We start from the raw sequence: 16488 nt of genomic DNA on the forward strand, positions 1-16488 counted from the left end.
AAATGGCAAGTTGTAATTCGGATGGACAGTTTGGAAAATGAAGGATAAGGTAGGGGAAAATCAAGGATTTAAGGTAATTCTGGAGACACTTAAACATCTTCTGCAATTTCCACTTCCGGGAAAGGAAGGACAGATGGGAATGGCACCCTTGCCCTTGGATGAGGAAAGGTTTGCCTTGCAAGAGAAAAGTAATGCAAGAAAGGGTGCGGTGCTTTTATTGCTTTTCCCAAATGGGGATGATTGCTTGGTACCTTTCATTAAAAGACCAATATATAAAGGTGTACATAGCGGGCAAGTAGGCCTACCAGGTGGCAAATTTGAATTTGGGGACAGTAATTTGGAGGAAACTGCTCTGCGGGAGACAAGTGAGGAGCTAGGGGTAAACCCAGAAGATATTCAGATAATTGGACGCCTTTCCAGACTTTATATCCCTCCATCCAATTTTTCAGTAAACCCCTATATTGGGTTTTTGGATTATACACCTACTTTCAATCCCGATTCCAGGGAAGTGGATCAACTCTTTTTCTGTGACTTTTTGGGGCTTATGGATAAGGGAATCCGGAAAGAAAAGGAATTGAAGTTGAGTAGCGGTCAATTTATAAAGGCCCCTTATTTCGACATACATGGAGAGGTTGTATGGGGCGCTACCGCCATGATGCTGAGTGAATTGGTTTTTCTATGGGAAAGGTATTCCACTGGTATTTATTCCTGATTGTTTAGGGAAAAAAGCCATCGGAATACCGATGGCCTTTTGTTTACCCTGCATTTAACATCTATTTCGATTTTTGAAACCTGATGGGAAGTCTCATCTTTACATTGACATCCTTTCCATCATGTTTTCCGGGGCTCCAATTAGGAGAATTTTTTAACACATTCAATGCCTCCGCATCCAATCGGTTATCTATTCCTCGTAGTATCTCGACATCACGGATCTTTCCGGATTCATCCACGACAAACTCAGCATAGACTGTACCTTCAATCCCTTCTTCTCTGGCATCTGGAGGGTAGTGCAGGTTTTCTTGGAGGTACCGGTTCCAGCCTTCCATGCCACCTTGGGGAACGGGCATATCTTCCACTACATCAAAAACATTCGTCTTTGAGGGTTTTGCCGATAAAGCACGGACGTCATCTGTAGGTTCTGCTTCTTTTTCACAAGAGAACACAAAAGTTAAAAGGGCTACTATGGGCAGCAACAGGGCATACCTACTTTTAGCCCAAGGGGTGGATTGAGATTTAGTCATCATGATAATTCTGTTTTTGATTTGTAAATGATTAAAGTAATGGATAAATGACGGTCCTCTAACCTGGGCAAAGGGCTCGATCAGAAGAGAGGCATATTCTTTAAGGCTACTTACCTTCACCAGTTCCTTGTCTACCTGGAACTCATGTACTTCTTTCAGGCTTTTGCGAATCAGGTAGAGAAGAGGATGAAACCAAAAGAGGATTTGAAAAAATTCAAGTACCAAAAGATCAATACTGTGACCCATCTTTATATGGTTTTGCTCATGAACCAGTACTAGCTCAGAAGTCCTGTGATCGAGATCATACTCAGGCATTAGAATATAGTTTAAGAAAGAAGCCGGCTTAAACTCAGGATGGATATATACCCAATAACCGTTAACCTTTCTTCTTTCCGCTTTTTTAGTGATCCTGTAAAACCAAACCAAACTCCCAATAAAGCGGGCTATGCCATATACTAGGCCAAGCAGATAAACAATCGCTAATAAATGAGGGAAAGATACCAAGGAGGACGGCTGATTATACCAAACCACCACCTCTTCCAAATTATGATAAAATTCTCCCCCCTGAGAAAAAATAATAGGTGGACTCCAAAGGGAAGGTAGGGAGAGGAGGGGAAACAAACAGGATAATACAAGTATTCCCAATAGGTATAACCTATTCCACCCAAAATGGGTGCATTTGGCAAGTAAGCCTCTATACAGTAGGTATAAAATGCTTAGGCAGATGCTGGCTTCGAGAAGAAATGTCAGTAGAGTGGTCATGGTATTATTTTTTATCGGCCTGTTCGATTAATTTTTTAAGTTCCGTAATTTCCTCCTTTGAAAGCTTTTCTTCATTTACCAAGAAGGAAAGGAAGTTTTTCGCGGATCCCCCAAAATAGTTGTTGATCAATTGGCTGGTGCTGCTTTTTTGATATGCCTCTTTACTGACCAAAGGGAAATACTGATAGGTATTGCCATAAGTAAGGTGGTCCAAAAAACCCTTTTTTTCCAATTGTCTGAAGTGTGAGGCCAAGGTGGTATAGGGTGGTTTTGGGGAAGGGAGTTTTTCCAATACCTCCCTAATAAGTACTTTTTCCATACTCCAAATGATGTGCATTAGTTGCTCTTCTGTTTCTGTCAATCTTTCCATATCCAAATGTAAACTAAAAAATTCTAATATCCTACTAAATTTTCGTAGAATTACGAAAAAATCATATTAAACAATTAATTTAATCTTAAATAATTGGTTATGAGTATTTTAATGATTTGGGATGTTTTTCAGGTCTCTTAAGGCCTGCTCTTCCTTATCGTCAACAAAAACCACGCATATGGCTGCAAAGATCAAAAGGACACCTGCACCTACTATGGCATAAATGGCTTGTCCTCCATAAAAATGCTTGACCATAAATCCCCCCACAAATCCATTCACGATTTGGGGAGCGGTGATAAAAAAATTGAATATACCCATATATACCCCCATTTTTTTTGCAGGGATAGCTCCAGCCAGAATGGCATAGGGCATGGCCAAAATACTCGCCCAAGCCATTCCCACACCAATCATAAGAATGTTCAAAACCCATTTGTGTTCTGTATTTACCACAAGGAAAAAAGCCATTAACCCTATCCCACCTGCGGTAAGGCAAATGGCGTGAGTTGCTTTTCTGCCTACCTTTGCCGCTATATAAGGAAGGAGCAGCGCAAACAAAGCAGACACTAAATTATACACTCCAAATATTACTCCAACGTAGTTCCCTGCCTCGTTAAAAAGGAGGGAAGATCTATCCGTGGCTGGTAAACCCCATACGTGCTGTGCGAGTGCTGGGGTGGTGAATACCCACATAGAAAACAAAGCAAACCAGGAGAAGAACTGCACCAAACCCAGTTGTTTCATGGTTTTTGGCATATACCTAAAATCCCTGAAGATATCCATCAAGCCCTTGGACGGAGGAAGTTCTTTTTCATTTTCCGGATTTTCTAAACGTTCCGGGGGATATTCCTTGGTCTTGACCACTGTCCACAGAATACTTCCCAATAGCACAGTGGCCCCGATACCAAATGACCAAATCACGTTGAGAGGTACTACACCGGGGTTAGCGGTGGTACTCATCCCAAACCACTCGGTAAGTACATAAGGTAACCAAGACCCCAATACGGCCCCTACCCCTATCAAAGAGGTTTGGATGGAAAACCCAAGGGTACGTTGGTCGGCCGGCAAATTATCTGCCACCAATGCCCTAAAAGGCTCCATGGCCACATTGAAAGAAGCATCCATGATCATTAAAAACCCGGCACCAATCCATAATGCTGGCAAATAGGCAACAAAAAGTGATGCATTGGGCATCAGAATTAATCCAATCGCAGCTAGGACTGCACCTGCCAGGAAATATGGCCTTCTCCTTCCCAATCTCGTCCATGTGCGGTCACTGTAATAACCAATGATGGGCTGAACTATCATTCCTGTAATAGGTGCAACTAACCAAAAGAGGGAAAGGTGTTCTACATCCGCCCCAAAAGTTTGGAGGATCCTACTGGCATTGGCATTTTGAAGGGCAAACCCCATTTGAATACCCAAAAACCCAAAACTCATATTCCAAATTTGCCAAAAGCTGAGCTTTTTTTTATGAAGGGATAGGGACATGGGCTTTTTTATTAGGGGCAGTGACGGAGAATTAGTAGAGTTGAATCGAAAATTCCTCCCTAACATGAGGCACAGTGATACTGCTTATCCCCTTGCACTGATGAAACGTATGTTTATCATCAGGAAGAGGGTCAAACTCACTCATTTTATCCATGAAAGAAACATCAACCTGATCCAAGATATGCTCTTTATCCTGAAAAAATGCGTTTTTTTGTTCGAATCCGTGAAAATATATTTTCACTGAGGAAAACTCAGAGGAGTAATCTCCCATAGCATCCCCAAGGGTCAATGAGCCCTTCTCACTATCCAGCAAAATTTCCCTTTTGAAAAATGCTTCATGTCGATAGTCGAGGTTTTCCCCTTCATCCTCGTAGTGTAAATGGCTAGAATTCCCTATGCCCTTGTAAACATGGAGTAGCAGTATCCCATCATGTGGTTCCTCCACATGTGAAATGGCATTCTGCATGGCAATAATTGCTCCCCCTTTCACAAAAACAGGCAGGTAATTCAACGGGCTTTCCATATAGGTTTCTTGGTTCCCATGGAAAAGTTTATCGGTATAAAGATAGTACCAAATGCCTTCGGGGAAATAGACTTTGGTAACCTCCTTAAAACTAACCACAGGGGCTATTAGCCATTTATTGCAAAATAGGTACTGATTTTCAAAGTCACCGTGATAAATCTTGTCATCAAAAGAATAGTCTATAGCCAGACTTCTGGCAATGGGTAAGCCATCTTGGTGGCTTTGATAAAAAGCGGAATATAGCGTAGGTAGTATTTCATACCTGAACTTAATATAGTTCCTGGAAATTTCTTCCACTTCCTCCCCAAAGGCCCAAGGCTCAGAATCATTGCTGTTGATCATGGAGTGCGCCCTGAACAAAGGGGAAAAGGCTGCTATGCTTACCCACCGGGCAAAAAGGTTGGGATGGGTGTTGCCTGCGAATCCCCCAATATCATATCCGGCAAAGGACACCCCACTAAGGCCAAGGCTGTTGACCAACCTTACGCCTAGAAGCATGTGATCGTCATTGGCAACATTGTCCCCTGTCCAGGCAGCGGCATAGCGTTGGATTCCAGAAAATCCGGATCTGCTCAACACAAATGGCCTCTTATCCGGAAGATGGGTGAGGGCTCCCTTTTGGGTGCTTTTGGCCATCTCCAAACCATAAACATTCCTGCCCTTTCTATGGCTGCATGGTTCCCCTTCATAGTTGAACATTACAATGTTGGGGGTATGTTGGCCCCAGGAGGCAGGTTCATTCATATCAGTCCAAAAACCATCCACACCTAACCGGGTATAAAAAGCCATTTTTTCCCCCCACCATTTCCTGGCCTCAGGATTGGTGAAGTCCGGAAAAGCACACCAACCCGGCCACACGTGTCCCTCGTATGTGGTGTTGTCGGGATATTTTAAGAAAAGTCCGTTTTTCTTGCCTTCCTCAAAAGGAAGGTAGCCTTGTTCTGTCTTGATACCCGGATCCAAAATCACGACTATCTTGAATCCTTTCTCTTTTATGGCATTAATCATACCCGCAGGATCGGGAAAACTTTTGCCATTAAAGGTAAACACTTTGTAGGCCTCCATATGGTGAATGTCCAAGTAAATAACATCTGCCGGAATGTCTTTTTCCCGGAATGTTTGGGCCAATCTCAGAACATCCTTATCCGGGTAATAGGAATAACGGCATTGCTGATACCCCAGTGCCCATTTTGGCGGAAGGGCCATCCTGCCGGTAAGTCTTGTATAGGCGGAAATCACCTCGGCCACAGTATCTGCATGAAAAAAGTAATAGTCCAAATCCCCATCATCCGCACTGAAATAGCTGTATCGGTTATTGCTTGCCCCAAAATTAAAGACCGTTTTGTGGGTGTTGTCAAAGAATATACCATAGGCCTTTCCATTATGAAGACCAATAAAAAAGGGAATGGACATATATAGAGGGTCAGCCTCCAGGCCATACCCGAAATAGTCGGTATTCCAATTAGTGTAAACCTTTCCCCAGCGGTTGAGCCCCCCGGTTTTTTCCCCTAGCCCAATAAATTTTTCCCAAGGTTGGAGTTTTCTGTAGTTACTGATCTCCGTTCCCAGCCAATTGATCCCGAAATTGGGATCATCCTCACTTAATACCTCTCCTTCTTGGTCTAAGAAGCGAAAGCTCAGGTTTTCTTTTTCGATCAGCACCTGAAACTTACCCGTATGCAGGGAAATTATACTTTCTTTATCTTCCCAATCAGGCTTTCCTTTTTTTGGGGTCATGGTGACTGAATACGGGTTTGGGGAAAAATCTTCCCCTCTGGAAACTTGAATCCGGACAATTTCAGGGTCGTATTGGGTGATAGTGAATATAGCGTTTTCCGTCTTTCCACTCAATCCGGAGGAAATAGGTAGTATTTGATTTATCGATCCTGGGGTAATACAACCACTTATGGGCGTAGAAACTAACATAGTGTTGGGCTTATAATTTTCGTTTTATAGCGACAAGCAGGCGTTTTATGGGTAGCTAATTTAGAAATGAAAAGCAAAGGAAAAAACTATTACAAGTGCTGATTCCCATCTTAGAAGCAGGTTTTTTGTGCATATTAAGGAAAAAATGCCCAAAGCAATATCTTTCAATCGTTTGCATAAAAATGTAAAAAATCAAAAATTTTTCTTCCTTGAAGAAACCCTGGGTATCAATTCAGTAGGCAAAATGCTCGTTCCTGGAGTTATTTCGTCATGTTCAATAAGGCCAAGAAGGAGTTGGGTGGATTTTTCACCCATGGCAAATCCGGGCTGGGAAACCGTGGACATTGGGGGGTCAATCATGGCGCTGAACTGCCAGTTGCTGAAACCTACCACCCCTACTTCTTCAGGTACCTTGATGGACAAGCTTTTTAAAGCCTGTATGGATCCAGCTGCAGCGATATCATTAGAAGCAAAAACGGCATCTGGACAATTCGGCTGATTAAAAATAGCGTAACAAATGTCTTCACTTTCTTTTACTGTGCCATTTGTACAGGGAATGATCCTTTCTGGCTTGCAAGTTTTTCCATTGTCTTCTAGAGCTTTTCTATAGCCCCGCTCTCTTTCTATGGATATTTTCAAATTTTTAGGGCCTGCCAGGTGTAAAACATCCTGATAGCCCTGCTGAAGCAAGTGGGAAACGGCCTGATAGGCACCAGAAAAATCGTCGACAATTACATTGGTAGTATTTTCCAATGCAGGAATCCGATCAAAAAACACTACTGGAAAATCTTGGTCCAGCAAGTTTTTGAAATGGTCGAAATTCTCGGTTTCTTTTGAATGGCTGACCAACAATCCATCAATCTGGTTGGCTATCATAGTGTCCACCATTTTCTTCTCTCGTTCGTAATTCTCATTGGTCTGGCAAAGGATCACATTGTATCCCCTCGCTATGGCCACCTCTTCTATGCCACTGATGACGGTGCTGAAAAAGAAATGGACAACCTCAGGAATGATGACCCCAATCGTGAAAGATTTGCTTTTGCGTAAACTTAGTGCAACGGCGTTGGGCCTGTAGTTCATTTTTTTTGCCAGCTCCTTAACTTTACCCTTGGTGGATTGGCTAATGCCAGGGTAATCCTTTAAAGCTCGGGACACGGTGGATGGAGAAATACCCAATACTTTCGCGATGTCTTTTATCGTGGCATTACCCAGTTTCATTATGGTATTTATTTAAGAAATTATTGACTTGATTACTTCCTTCGTTTCCTAGCTAAGATAAGTAACATTTAGTCGCATTTGGACTAGAACCTCAAAAAACTGCTGATTTTTCCACTAAAATTAATGAGCATGGAAATCGTTTGCGGTTTCGTTTGCATAAAAATTTTTCCGGAATTCCCTCAAATTTGTCTTTGCCGGGTATTTTTTTTCAAATGAAATTACCTAAACTCATTAATGAAACCATCATAACGAATAATTAGAATTAAGTGAAAACATAAATAAAATTGTTTTTAATTAAATTATTCAAAGATAGATTTCAAGGTAATAATTGACTATAATATCCAAATAATTATGATGCAAAGATTGACTACCTTAAAGGTGGTTGCGGTATTTTTCCTGGCGTTTTTATTAAATGCCAATTTATTTGCCCAGGGCAGAACCGTAACCGGAAAAGTAACAGACGCAGATTCGGGTGAGGAGCTACCCTTCGTCAACGTTACCGTGAAAGGCTCCACCAAAGGTACCACCACAGATATTGATGGAAATTACTCCATAGAGGTGAGCGACTCCGAGCAAGTACTGGTGTTTACCTTTATTGGGTTTAGTACTTTCGAGACCTCTGTTGGAAATCGATCAGTGGTAAATGTAAACTTGAAGGGGAACACCCAGCAGCTTGAGGAAGTGGTGGTGGTTGGCTATGGCACCCAAAGAAAGGCTGATATTACAGGCGCAGTAGGCTCCGTAACCAAGGAAAACTTCAACGTGGGCCAGGTGACCAATGCCGAACAACTCATAGCCGGAAAGGTGGCAGGGGTTCAAATTACCCCCAACGGGGGAAGGCCAGGATCTGGTGGCCGTATCCGGATAAGAGGAGGATCATCCCTCAATGCCACCAATGATCCTTTGATTGTAATTGATGGTGTTCCCTTGGACAATACCGGAGTTTCTGGTACCTCAAATCCGCTTAATTTCCTTAATCCCAATGATATTGAGGCCATGGACATCCTCAAAGATGCCTCTGCGACGGCTATTTATGGTTCTAGAGCCTCCAATGGGGTAATCTTGATCACCACCAAAAAAGGAAAAGCAGGCCAACCGACCAGGGTAAATGTAAGTACCCTTGCCTCTGTGTCCCAACCCACCAAAATGATCAGTGTTTTGGATGCTGATCAATTCAGGGAAGCAGCAGCACAACATACAACCCCGGAACAACAGGCATTGATGGGTGAGGAAAACACCAACTGGCAAGAGGTAATCTACCAAAATGCCTTGGCCTTTGACAACAACGTAAGCGTATCCGGTGCCATAGGAGCTGTTCCTTACCGCATAAGTGCTGGATACCTGCACCAAGACGGCATATTGAAAACTGATAACCTGGAGAGGACTACAGCCAGCGTTTCTCTGAATCCATCCCTCCTTGATGACCAACTTAAGATCAACTTTAATATGAAGGGGGTATTTACCAAAAGCCGGTTTGCCGATCAGGGAGCAATAGGAGCCGCAGTGGTTTTTGACCCTACTCAGCCAATTTATGATCCAGAAGGATTAGGTGGCTTTTGGGAGTGGAGAAACGCCAATGGCACCCCACAAACATTGGCTCCTAGAAATCCGCTGGGATTACTGGAGCAAAGGGATGATCTGGGGGAAGTGAACAGAAGTATAGGTAACCTACAGCTCGATTATGCCATTCCATTTGTGGAGGGGTTAAGAGCAAATTTAAATTTGGGATATGATATCAGCCAAAGTGATGGAAGAACTTTCATACCTGCTACATCCGCACTGGGCTTTAACGAAGGTGGTTCCATTGCTCCTTATGAGCAATATAAGCAAAACCTTTTGGCGGATTTTTATTTTGCATATTCCAGAAACTTTAATGAATATGGCAGGTTGGATGCCACTTTGGGATATTCATTTCAGGACTTTCTCATCAAAAACCCCACTTTTGATAGGGTAAATGAAGTAGGTGAGGTGCTGACACCTGCTGGAGTGGAGACTCGCCCTCAAAATCGGCTTATCTCCTATTTCGGAAGGGTAAATTATAACCTTTCAGAAAAATACCTTCTCACCGCAACGGTTAGGTTGGATGGTTCTTCCAGGTTCAGTCCGGAAACCCGATGGGGAGTGTTTCCCTCCTTGGCAGCGGCTTGGAGAATTAGTGAGGAAAGTTTTCTTGAGGACAACACCGTTTTGACAGATTTTAAATTAAGGTTGGGATATGGGATTACCGGTCAGCAGGATATTGGTTCTTTCTTTCCTTTTTTGCCTAGGTACACCCTCAGTGACGATGCCGCCCGATACCGGTTTGGCGATGAATACCTGACCATGCTAAGGCCTGAGGGATATGATAGGAATATCAAGTGGGAAGAGACGGTAACTTATAATGCTGGCTTGGATTATGAATTCTTGGCAGGGAAGCTATATGGGAGCTTGGATTATTACTTTAAGCGCACCAATGACTTGCTTGCTGTGATCCCTGTACCTGCTGGAACCAACCTCACCAACCTGCTTTTCACCAATGTGGGAAACATAGAAAACCAAGGAATTGAAGCTGCATTAACTTATAATGTATTTAAGACTCAGGATATTTCATGGGACCTTGGTCTTAACTTCACTTATAACCAAAACAAAATCATAAGCCTCTCCAATGTGGAGGAGGACGCAGTAGGTATTTTGGTGGGAGGGATCTCCGGTGGCACGGGAAACACCATCCAAGTACATACCGTGGGCTTTCAACCTGCCTCCTTCTACGTTTGGCAACAGGTGTATGATGAGACAGGCAGGCCTGTAGAGAATCTATACGTAGATAGGAGTGGGGACGGAATAGTCAATGAGCAGGATTTGTTTAGGGATGGCTTCCCTGATGCCCTACATTTCTTTGGGGTGAATTCCAGAATGAATTTCCGCAACTGGGACTTCGGGTTTGTAATGCGAGGAAATTTGGGAAACAGAGCCTATAACAATGTTTCCTCCGCTAATGGAGCCTTTCAGAATTTGAGGTTCCCCGACTACCTGGCCAATATGCATACCAGCGTGTTGAACACCGGTTTTCAAACTGCGCGATTAAGGTCTAACTTTTATTTGGAGGATGCTGCATTCTTAAGGATGGAGAACATCAGCCTTGGGTATACTTTTGGGAGCATCCGGGAGAGGGGCTATACCTTAAATGTCAATGCAACGGTTCAGAATGCCTTTACCGTCACTAACTATACCGGAGTGGATCCAGAGATCCCCGGGGGAATAGATAATAATTTCTATCCATTGCCAAGGATATTTTCCTTAGGCCTTAATCTGGGTTTTTAATCGCATAAATGCATAATAACCATGAAATGCCCATGAGAAAGTATTCTCACACAGGGGGATGATTAATCTGGGCATTCCATCTGACCGCTGAAAAACTAATTATAAACAGATGAAAAAAATAGTAAACAATAAATTAATCTTGTTGCTGATCCTTATGGGGACAGGGATGGGGTGTAATGACCTGGATCTTGAACCCTTTAATGAGGTTACCTCCATTCAGGTATATGAAGATTTTGACAATTATAAGGCCGTATTGGCAAAAATATATGGAGGCTTGGCCTTGAGTGGTCAGCAGGGTCCAGCGGGAAGAGGGGACATAGGGGGCCAGGATGAAGGGGCTTCCACATACCTAAGGGCCTTTTGGAAACTACAGCAACTCCCCACGGATGAAAGTATTATCGCTTGGAACGATGAGGGCCTTCCTTCCCTTAACACCCTTACCTGGTCTTCGGACAATGGGTTTATCGCTGCCATGTACTACCGAATTTTTTACCAGATCACCTTGGCAAATGAATATATCCGGGAACTTAGCGACCAAAACCTTTTGGCCAGGGGAATTGAAGGCCCTGACCGGGCAGAAGCTGTTAGGTTTAGGAGTGAAGCAAGGTTTTTGAGGGCTTTAAGTTATATGCATGCTTTGGATATCTATGGTAATGTGCCCTTTGTGACAGAGGCAGATCCCGTGGGTTCCTTTTTCCCTGAGCAAATTAGCCGGGTGGGGTTGTTTGACTACTTGGAGAGTGAACTATTGGACATTATTCCTCAGCTTTCCGCCCCTAGGCAAAATGAATACGCAAGGGCAGATCAGGCAGCAGCCTGGATGCTTTTGTCTAAGCTGTACCTGAATGCAGAAGTCTATGCCGGCCAAAACAGGTACACGGATGCTATTACCTACCTAAGCCAAATTTTGGATGCAGGATTTTCTTTGGAAACCGACTATGGGCATTTATTCTTGGCAGATAATGACCAAAGTGCTGAGATCATCTTTCCCATAGCTTTTGATTTGGTAAATACCACTTCTTGGGGAGGCACCACCTTTTTGGTTAATGCCGCCATTGGAGGAAGCATGGATAGGGAAATGTTTGGTGTGCCGGGTGGATGGCAAGGACTGAGAGCCAGGCCAGAACTGGTAAACCTTTATCCCTCCACAGATGGAACCCCTGATAGCAGGGGGCAATTTCATACCGAAGGACAGCAAAGAAACATCGAAAATATAAGCCAGTTTACCGATGGGTACGCTGTGGTCAAATATAGGAACGTTACCCGACAGGGAAACAGGCCAGAGGGTCCCGTAAATGATCAAGTTTCGGTAGACTTCCCCTTATTCAGATTGGGTGATGCTTATTTGATGTATGCGGAAGCTGTGCTAAGGGGCGGTTCCGGAGGTTCAATCCAGCAGGCTCTTCAATTGGTTAATGAGTTGCGCCAACGGGCTTATGACGATAACTCCGGCAATATCTCCGAAGGGGATCTTACCCTTGATTTTGTACTTGACGAGCGAGCCAGGGAACTGAAGTGGGAGGCCCATAGAAGGACTGACCTAATTAGGTACGGAAGATTCACCGGAGGCCAATACCTATGGCAATGGAAAGGTGGAAGCATAAACGGTACTTCAGTTTCTGATTTCAGAAATCTTTATCCCTTGCCTGCTGCAGACCTTACTGCAAATCCTACCCTTACCCAAAACGCTGGTTATTAATTGTAATCCCAAGGAAATATGAAGACAATATATAATAAACTATGGTACATGATCCTGATAGGAATGGCAGCTGCCTGCACCGAGGAGGAAATTGTTACGATCAGTGCGACCCCGGATGCCCCTGTGTTGCTGAGCCCCACTTCTGGTGCGACCTTGAACCTGGATCAGGAAAATGCAGATGAAGTCATCAACTTTGAGTTTACCCCTGCCGACTTTGGGTTTCAGGCTGCTGTCACCTATACCGTCCAAATGGCTTTGGAAGGTAATTTCGAGGAGGTTACCGACGTGGTGAACAGTTTTGGCTCTCCGGCTATCATAAGGGTGGCGGATTTTAACGAAAGATTGATCCAGAAGGGGCTGACACCCAATGATGCCGAAAATGTGGTTTTCAGGGTTAGGGCAAGTGTGAATCCTAATGTGGAAAATAGGTATTCTGAATCAGTTGCCTTACAGGTCATAGCCTTTGCGGCGGAGTTGCAGTTCCCCCGGGTTTACTTGCCAGGGGACTATCAAGGATGGGATCCCACCAATGAAAATACGATTATTTATTCGGAAAATTCGGATGGCGTTTATGAAGGGTTCGTCCATATTTTGGGTGGCTCGGGAGAATTCAAGGTAAATGAAACGCCTGGTTGGGAAGTCAATTATGGAGACAATGGGCCGGATGGCACATTGGATCCAGATGGTGCCAACCTCAATGTAGGCGATACCTTCGGCACCTTTCGCCTTAAGGTAGATCTCAATGACATGTCATACGAAATCGGAACCCGAAGAGTTTGGGGAATCGTGGGAGATGCCACACCAGGTGGTTGGGATACAGATACCCCCTTGGAATTTGACAGTCAAGAAAATGTACTTACCCTCACAGTAGAGCTAAATGCGGGGGAGATGAAATTTAGGGCTAACAACGATTGGGGTTTCAATTATGGGGACGATGGGACAAATGGTGTCCTGGACGCAGATGGAGCCAATATTGTAGTTTCGGAGGCTGGTGCCTATACTATTGTAATGGACTGGAAAGTCCCTGGCCAAATAAGTTATACCCTGGAAAAGAATTAACCTAACCTTCCTCATTGCAAAAGGCTGTCTCCACATGGTAATGCGTGAGGAGACAGCTGCTTTTGTCTCTGCGAAATTAGATCCATGAAGAGAACCCTTTACTTATTATTTGGTGTTTTTGCCCTATTTTTCTCCAGCAACTTCGTGGAGGCCCAGGTAAGCACAGAACCCCAATTCCCCAGTGCAGGCCAAGAGGTCAAGATCTATTATGATGCCAGCGAGGGAACCACAGGATTGGAGGGTGCCGACCAAGTGTATATTCATATTGGAGCGGTAACGCAAGGACCTGAATCTACTGAATGGGACATTGTGCCATTTACCTGGGGCAGCAGTAACCCCGAAGCACGAATGCAAAAAGTGGAGGGTGAAAGTGATCTATGGACCTATAGTTTAACCCCAAACGAATTTTTCGATACCGGTGCAGTCACCATTTATAGGTTGGGAATGGTGTTCAGAAATGCAGACGGAAGCAGGGAAGGGAAAACGGATACCAATCAAGATTTTTTTATTGACCTTAGTCAGGGCTTCGAAGTGGCATTTACCAAACCCCAGTCCTCCTCATTACTTCTAACACAGGGTGAAAGCATTCATTTAATTGCTGCGGCATCTCAGGTAGCGGACTTGTATTTGGAAATCGATGGCATTGAGGTTTTGAACATGCAGGAAGCTACCCAACTAGAATACACCTTTTTGGGGAAAGAACCGAGGACTTATATTGTAAAGGTAATCGGGCAGCTAGGCGAGGAAAGAAAAGAAGCCCAAATAGCGATCATTGTAACTGGGGAAAACACTGTTTCTCCTGTTCCGGGAGACTGGAAGAGGGGGATAAATTACCTTTCTGATACCCAAGTGGGCTTACTGCTGGAGGCACCAGGAAAGCAGCAGGTATTTGTGATAGGGGATTTCAACGATTGGCAGGTAAAGGAATTATACAAGATGCACCAATCTCCGGATGGCAACTTGTTTTGGCTTGAAATAGGAGAGCTCATCCCCGGGGAACCCTATATTTTTCAATATTTCGTGGATGGGAATGTAAGGATAGGAGACCCTTATTCGGAGAAGGTTTCCGATCCACTTCACGACGAGGAGATCATAAGGGAGAACCGATACCCTGGATTAAGACCCTATCCCGAGGGAAAAACTACTTTTCAAGCCTCCTATCTTCAAACTGCCCAGCAACCCTTTCCCTGGAAACACCTGGATTATGAAAAGCCCGCTCCGGAGGAACTTGTCATTTATGAATTGCTGGTGAGGGATTTTGATGAGCAAAGAACTTATCAGGCGGTGACGGAAAGGTTAGATTATTTACAGGAGTTGGGGATTAATGCCATCGAGCTTTTGCCTATTAAGGAGTTTGAAGGAAACCTGTCTTGGGGATATAATCCCAGTTTTTTCTTCGCTCCTGACAAATATTATGGTACCAAGGATGACCTTAAGACCCTTATTGATGAGGCACATGGCAGGGGAATGGTGGTTATATTAGATATGGTGCTCAATCACGCATTTGGCCAGTCACCTTTGGTGCGTCTATATAATGAGGGGGATTATGGCCCCCCCACTGAAGAAAACCCTTACCTGAACCGGGTGGCCAGACACCCTTTCAACGTGGGTTATGATTTTAATCACGAAAGTTCCTTTACCAAAGCATTCGTGGACTCTGTCAACCATTATTGGCTGGAGGAGTATAAGTTTGATGGGTACAGGTTTGACCTCAGTAAGGGGTTCACTCAGTTTAATTCCGGAGACGACGTGGATTTGTGGAGCCAAAGGGATCCGTCTCGAATTGCTATCTGGAAAGGGATTTACGACCGTATCAAGTCCACCCATCCAGATGCCTACGTGATATTGGAGCATTTTGCCAACAATGATGAGGAAACTGAATTGGCAGATTATGGCATGCTGCTATGGGGAAACATGAATGGCCTTTTTAGGGAAATGGGCAGAGGCGCCTCCAGAAATTTCAATGGAGCTTATTACCAAACAAGAAATTGGTCTAAAAACCACCTTGTGGCCTATATGGAAAGTCATGATGAGGAGAGGGTGATGTTTGATATCCTGCAACATGGAAACACATCCCCCCTAAACCTTAGAAACCTATCCGACGCTGTAAACCGAAAACAGTTGCTTACAGCTTTTTATTTTACCGTGCCGGGTCCAAAAATGATCTGGCAATTTGGGGAATTTGGCTATGACGAGGAACTGAATAATGACCGTTTGGGCATTAAACCCACCCGTTGGGAATACTTGGAAGATAAGGATAGAAATCGACTATGGAACCTCTACAAGGCAATGATACAACTAAAGAAATCGTATCCAGTGTTTAACAGTGCTGAGCAAGTTACTATGGATTTAACTGGATTGGTGAAGCAAATCACCTTGAGGCATGAGGGAATGGATGTAGTGGTTTTTGGGAATTTTTCCCTTTCGGATCAAACCAATGTGTTTATTGATTTCCCATCTTCTGGCACCTGGTATGATTATCTCACAGGGGAGGAGTTAAGGCTATCTTCTGCAAGTAGGGCTTTTGACCTTGCACCCAACGCATTTTATATTTTCACTAATCAACCAATTCCACTTCCTGAGGGGGATATTCTACAAACGGACCTTATCACCCATATAAAGCAGTATGAGAAAAGCGAAACAAAAATCTATCCTGTTCCTGCTGGGAAGGCGATTAATTTGGAGTTGCCTTTAAATCAAAGGGATAGGCATTATACTATTTTTGATTTACAGGGCAGAGTAATGCAAGAAGGGGAATTACCAAGAGAAGAAAAAACTCACGTGATCCCTACCTTGTCCTTGAAAAAGGGAGCTTACCTTTTGCAAGTCCAAAATGGGAACATCCCCTTGAGGAAAATTTTCCTTAAAGATTAATAAGTTTAAATTAAGTGCCAATAAAAAA

General features: G+C 43.8%; 10 protein-coding genes. 5 read left to right on the forward strand and 5 right to left on the reverse strand.

Annotated elements, in window-relative coordinates; genetic code table 11:
- Positions 1–37: 37 nt before the first annotated feature.
- The gene (locus tag DB520_RS16460) at positions 38–712 is read left to right on the forward strand and encodes an NUDIX hydrolase (protein ID WP_114750815.1); all 675 of its coding nucleotides are present in this window, start codon (positions 38–40) and stop codon (positions 710–712) included.
- Positions 713–773: 61 nt separating this feature from the next.
- On the opposite strand, the gene DB520_RS16465 is transcribed toward DB520_RS16460, so the two are convergent.
- The 5 genes from DB520_RS16465 to DB520_RS16485 all read right to left on the reverse strand — a co-directional run bounded on the left by DB520_RS16465 (position 774) and on the right by DB520_RS16485 (position 7528).
- Positions 774–2003 (reverse strand): M56 family metallopeptidase, encoded by a 1230-nt coding sequence (locus DB520_RS16465; protein ID WP_114750816.1) that lies wholly within the window; start codon positions 2001–2003, stop codon positions 774–776.
- 4 nt (positions 2004–2007) lie between these two features.
- Positions 2008–2373 (reverse strand): BlaI/MecI/CopY family transcriptional regulator, encoded by a 366-nt coding sequence (locus tag DB520_RS16470; protein WP_114750817.1) that lies wholly within the window; start codon positions 2371–2373, stop codon positions 2008–2010.
- A gap of 108 nt (positions 2374–2481) precedes the next feature.
- Positions 2482–3861 carry an MFS transporter gene (locus tag DB520_RS16475; RefSeq protein ID WP_232835022.1) on the reverse strand — a complete coding sequence of 460 codons (1380 nt, stop codon included), beginning with the start codon at positions 3859–3861 and terminating at the stop codon, positions 2482–2484.
- Between the two features lie 31 nt (positions 3862–3892).
- Positions 3893–6310 (reverse strand): glycoside hydrolase family 31 protein, encoded by a 2418-nt coding sequence (locus tag DB520_RS16480; protein WP_114750818.1) that lies wholly within the window; start codon positions 6308–6310, stop codon positions 3893–3895.
- Positions 6311–6502: 192 nt separating this feature from the next.
- Entirely contained in the window at positions 6503–7528 is a 1026-nt protein-coding gene (locus DB520_RS16485) for a LacI family DNA-binding transcriptional regulator (protein WP_114750819.1), read from the reverse strand.
- A gap of 351 nt (positions 7529–7879) precedes the next feature.
- Here DB520_RS16485 and DB520_RS16490 point away from each other — a divergent pair, with 351 nt between their 5' ends.
- The 4 genes from DB520_RS16490 to DB520_RS16505 all read left to right on the forward strand — a co-directional run bounded on the left by DB520_RS16490 (position 7880) and on the right by DB520_RS16505 (position 16460).
- Positions 7880–10828: a SusC/RagA family TonB-linked outer membrane protein gene (locus DB520_RS16490; protein WP_232835023.1), complete on the forward strand. Its 2949-nt coding sequence runs from the start codon at positions 7880–7882 to the stop codon at positions 10826–10828.
- A gap of 109 nt (positions 10829–10937) precedes the next feature.
- Positions 10938–12527: a RagB/SusD family nutrient uptake outer membrane protein gene (locus DB520_RS16495; RefSeq protein ID WP_114750820.1), complete on the forward strand. Its 1590-nt coding sequence runs from the start codon at positions 10938–10940 to the stop codon at positions 12525–12527.
- Between the two features lie 18 nt (positions 12528–12545).
- Positions 12546–13586, forward strand: coding sequence for a SusE domain-containing protein (locus DB520_RS16500; RefSeq protein ID WP_114750821.1), 1041 nt, complete (start codon positions 12546–12548; stop codon positions 13584–13586).
- Positions 13587–13670: 84 nt separating this feature from the next.
- Positions 13671–16460 (forward strand): alpha-amylase family glycosyl hydrolase, encoded by a 2790-nt coding sequence (locus DB520_RS16505; RefSeq protein ID WP_114750822.1) that lies wholly within the window; start codon positions 13671–13673, stop codon positions 16458–16460.
- The last annotated feature ends 28 nt before the right edge of the window (positions 16461–16488 follow it).

It is taken from the genome of Pleomorphovibrio marinus (assembly GCF_003347495.1).
Classification (GTDB): Bacteria; Bacteroidota; Bacteroidia; order Cytophagales; family Cyclobacteriaceae; genus Pleomorphovibrio; species Pleomorphovibrio marinus.

Bases quoted from the DNA above. Each gene is read 5' to 3' on its own strand.
- DB520_RS16485 (WP_114750819.1), bottom strand. From the start codon at position 7,528: ATGAAACTGGGTAATGCCACGATAAAAGACATCGCGAAAGTATTGGGT.
- DB520_RS16465 (WP_114750816.1), bottom strand. From the start codon at position 2,003: ATGACCACTCTACTGACATTTCTTCTCGAAGCCAGCATCTGCCTAAGC.
- DB520_RS16480 (WP_114750818.1), bottom strand. From the start codon at position 6,310: ATGTTAGTTTCTACGCCCATAAGTGGTTGTATTACCCCAGGATCGATA.
- DB520_RS16500 (WP_114750821.1), top strand. From the start codon at position 12,546: ATGAAGACAATATATAATAAACTATGGTACATGATCCTGATAGGAATG.
- DB520_RS16495 (WP_114750820.1), top strand. From the start codon at position 10,938: ATGAAAAAAATAGTAAACAATAAATTAATCTTGTTGCTGATCCTTATG.
- DB520_RS16475 (WP_232835022.1), bottom strand. From the start codon at position 3,861: ATGTCCCTATCCCTTCATAAAAAAAAGCTCAGCTTTTGGCAAATTTGG.
- DB520_RS16505 (WP_114750822.1), top strand. From the start codon at position 13,671: ATGAAGAGAACCCTTTACTTATTATTTGGTGTTTTTGCCCTATTTTTC.
- DB520_RS16470 (WP_114750817.1), bottom strand. From the start codon at position 2,373: ATGGAAAGATTGACAGAAACAGAAGAGCAACTAATGCACATCATTTGG.
- DB520_RS16460 (WP_114750815.1), top strand. From the start codon at position 38: ATGAAGGATAAGGTAGGGGAAAATCAAGGATTTAAGGTAATTCTGGAG.
- DB520_RS16490 (WP_232835023.1), top strand. From the start codon at position 7,880: ATGATGCAAAGATTGACTACCTTAAAGGTGGTTGCGGTATTTTTCCTG.